The 3,257-nt window shown below is 72.4% G+C and carries 3 protein-coding genes and 1 pseudogene; 1 reads left to right on the top strand and 3 read right to left on the bottom strand.

The window, feature by feature from the left end:
* A pseudogene (locus AOK24_RS46825) lies at positions 1-79 on the top strand (DNA-binding response regulator); the annotation flags it as partial.
* Positions 80-273: 194 nt separating this feature from the next.
* Here the strand turns inward: AOK24_RS46825 and AOK24_RS37805 are convergent.
* From AOK24_RS37805 to AOK24_RS37795, 3 genes are all read right to left on the bottom strand, one after another.
* Complete coding sequence (locus AOK24_RS37805; RefSeq protein ID WP_055724463.1) at positions 274-1,008, bottom strand: class I SAM-dependent methyltransferase; 735 nt, start codon at positions 1,006-1,008, stop codon at positions 274-276.
* 81 nt (positions 1,009-1,089) lie between these two features.
* Positions 1,090-1,737 carry a class I SAM-dependent methyltransferase gene (locus tag AOK24_RS37800; protein ID WP_055724462.1) on the bottom strand — a complete coding sequence of 216 codons (648 nt, stop codon included), beginning with the start codon at positions 1,735-1,737 and terminating at the stop codon, positions 1,090-1,092.
* A 357-nt stretch (positions 1,738-2,094) separates the two neighbouring features.
* Positions 2,095-3,257 (bottom strand): MFS transporter (locus AOK24_RS37795; RefSeq protein ID WP_055724461.1); only part of this gene is annotated, 1,163 nt, incomplete at its 5' end.

The following is a 3,257-nucleotide window of genomic DNA, read 5'->3' as shown; positions in this document are numbered from 1 at the left end:
CTCGGCGGCGATCGGCAAAACGGGCACCCGCAACCGCACGGAGGCACTACGGGAGGCACGACAGCAAGGGTGGCTGTAGCCGGGGGCGGGGATCGGGCACACCGGGCACCAGGCACCAGGCACCAGGCACCAGGCACCAGGCACCAGGCACCAGGCACCAGGCACCAGGCACCAGGCACCAGGCACCAGGCACCGAGGATCGTGCACCGGAGGTCGGGGAAAGTCGCCCGCCCGACGGAAACGCCCCCCGACGGGAACGCCCGGCCGAGTCGGCTACCGGACGGCCCTACGGAACAACGCCGTCCACAAGAAGTCCTTGCCGAAGTGCGGGGACCCCTCCCCCTCCTCCCGCATCCTCCGGAGCGTGACCTCGGTCAGCTCTCCGAAGATCGCGCGCAGGGAGTCGTCGGTGTAGGCGAGGCCGCCTTGGAGGGCGCCCTCGCGGTAGAAGTCGGCGTCGGGGAGTTCGGAGCCCATCGCGCCGGCGGCGAAGCAGGTGAGTCCGAAGTACCCGCCGGGCGCGAGGGCCCGGTCGAGCAGACGCAGGTAGCTGATACGGCGGTGAGGAGGCAGGTGATGGAAGCAGCCGGAGTCGTAGACGAGGTCGTAGGGGCCGGTCAGCTCGGTGCCGACGAGTCTGAAGGCGTCGCCGAGATGGAACCGGACGTCCGCGCCGGCCTCGCGGGCCCGCTCCTCGGCCCAGGTGATCGCGGCCGGGGAGATGTCGACGGCGTCGACCTGGTAGCCGTGGGCGGCGAGGTGGCGGGCGTTGCGGCCGGGGCCGCAGCCGAGTTCGAGGGCTCGGCCGCCGGTGAGGACACGCTGTTCGAGGAGGGCGGCGAGGTTTTCGTCGGGCTTGTCGACGAAGAAGGGGACGGGGCGGGAGCGGTCCGCGTAGAAGCCGTCCCACCAGGTGCCGGCCTGGTCGGTCCACCGGTCGGCGCCGGGGGCGAAGAGGGTGTCCAGCAGGTCGAGGACGTCGTCGACGGTACGTATGTTCCGGTCCATCCGGGCTCCTTCCCCACTAGATCATCTTACCGGCCCACCCCGGGACAAAGGGGGCCAACCGGCCTTGCGGGCAAGGGGAGTTCACCGCTTCCGCAGGACTCTCAGGGACCCCTGTGCGCCGAGTTCCTCGAAGACGCCCGAGCGCAGGGCGCGGAGGTAGATCCGGTAGGGGGCCTGGCCGGTGAACTCGTCCTCGGGGTCGGGGAAGACGTCGTGGATGACGAGGAGGCCGCCTTGGGCGACGTGGGGAGACCAGCCCTCGTAGTCGGCGGTGGCGTGCTCGTCGGTGTGGCCGCCGTCGATGAAGACGAGGCCGAGGGGGGAGTTCCACAGCTGGGCGATCTGCGGAGAGCGGCCGACGAGGGCGACGACGTGGTCTTCGAGCCCGGCGCGGTGGAGGGTGCGGCGGAAGGTGGGGAGGGTGTCCATGAGGCCGAGTTCGGGGTCGACGGTCTCGGGGTCGTGGTACTCCCACCCCGGCTGCTGCTCCTCGCTGCCCCGGTGGTGGTCGACGGTGAGCGCGACGACGCCGGTCCGCCGGGCCGCGTCCGCGAGCAGCACGGCGGACCGCCCGCAGTAGGTCCCCACTTCGAGCAACGGCAACCCCAGGGCCCCCGCCTCGACGGCGACGGCGTACAACGCCAGCCCCTCGTCCTCGGGCATGAACCCCTTGGCCCCGAGAAAGGCGGCCAGAATCTCCGGCTCGGGCCGGGTGGCGAGGGCGTCCATGGGGTCTTCCTTCCAGCGATACCAGCAATACCGGCGGTACCAGCGGCACCAGCGATATCGGCGGTACCAGCAGTACGACGATGCGGGCTCCCATGCTGTCGTACGCCCCCGGCCACACGAGAAGCGGGCCCGCTCCCGACCGGACCGCCGCACCCGTTCCCGCTCCCGCTCCCGCTCCCGCCGATCGAACCGAACGACAGGAGGCGGATCCGCACCCGGGAGAACGGCCCCGCTCACCGGCATCCGCTCCCTGGCGCCCTCGCGGCGGCGCGCCTGAAAGGAGCGCGGGGCTCCACAACGTGGGGCCGGCCGGCCACGGCGCTCCCGCAGCCGACCGCACAGCCCTCACGCACCCCTCTACCGAACGGAGGAAGCGACTTCCTCGCCCGCGGGCAGCGCCAGGTCCAGCTCCACCGCGTTCTCGCCGACGTGGTTGGCCGGCGAGGCCAGCGGCCCGTGGCCCACCGCCTTGGCGGCCAGGACGTAGGCGCCCGCGCCCGGCACGGCGACCGAGTACCGCCCGTCCTCGTCGGACACGGCGGACCCGGCCTGCCGCCCCCGCCGGTCGATCAGCGTCACCTTGGCCCGGACGACAGGCTCGCCGGAGGCGGAGACCACACGCCCCCGGAACCCGCGCAGGACCTCCTCGGCGCGGGCGAGGTTCGCGTCCTCCTCGCTGCTGGCCCGCAGCCGGCCCCCCTGAGCGGCGGCGCCCTTGGGCCGCCCCGGCAGGAACAGCGCGAGGACCAGCCCCACGGCGACGGCGGCGGTGGCGATGAGGAAGGAGACCCGGAACCCGTGCATCGTAGGAATGGCGACGCCTCCCACATGGTTCGCGGTGTTCGCGAGGACCATCCCGATGACGGCGCTGGACACGGACGTCCCGATGGACCGCATGAGGGTGTTGAGCCCGTTGGCGGCACCGGTCTCGGAAGCGGGGACGGCGCCGACGATCAGCGCGGGCAGCGAGGAGTAGGCGAGCCCGATCCCGGCGCCGAGCACGACGGCGATCACGGCGCTCTGCCAGGCCGCGCTCATCAGCCCGAGCCCGGCCCCGTACCCGATCGCGATGATCAGCATGCCGAGGATGAGGGTGACCTTGGGCCCGTACTTGGCGGAGATCCGCGCGTACACGGGCGCGGTGAACATCATGGTGAGCCCGAGGGGGGCGACGAGCAGACCGGCGACGACCATGGACTGCCCGAGCCCGTACCCGGTGGCGGTGGGCAGCTGGAGGAGCTGGGGCAGGACGAGGGAGACGACGTAGAAGCTGACGCCGACCATGATGGACGCGAGGTTGGTGAGCAGGACCTCGCGCCGGGCGGTGGTGCGCAGGTCGACGAGCGGGGCGGCCACGCGCAGCTCGTACAGCCCCCACAGCACGAGGACGACGACGGCCGCGCCGAACAGCCCGAGGGTCGTACCGGAGGCCCACCCCCAGTCGCTCCCCTTGGTGATGGGCAGAAGCAGCAGGACGAGCCCGGCGGAGAGCCCGAGCGCGCCGGGCTCGTCCTGCTGCT

This window comes from Streptomyces niveiscabiei (assembly GCF_001419795.1).
In the GTDB taxonomy this organism is placed as follows: domain Bacteria; phylum Actinomycetota; class Actinomycetes; order Streptomycetales; family Streptomycetaceae; genus Streptomyces; species Streptomyces niveiscabiei.
The sequence above is the reverse complement of the archived record's forward strand: the minus strand, read 5'-3'. Positions and strand labels throughout refer to the sequence as shown.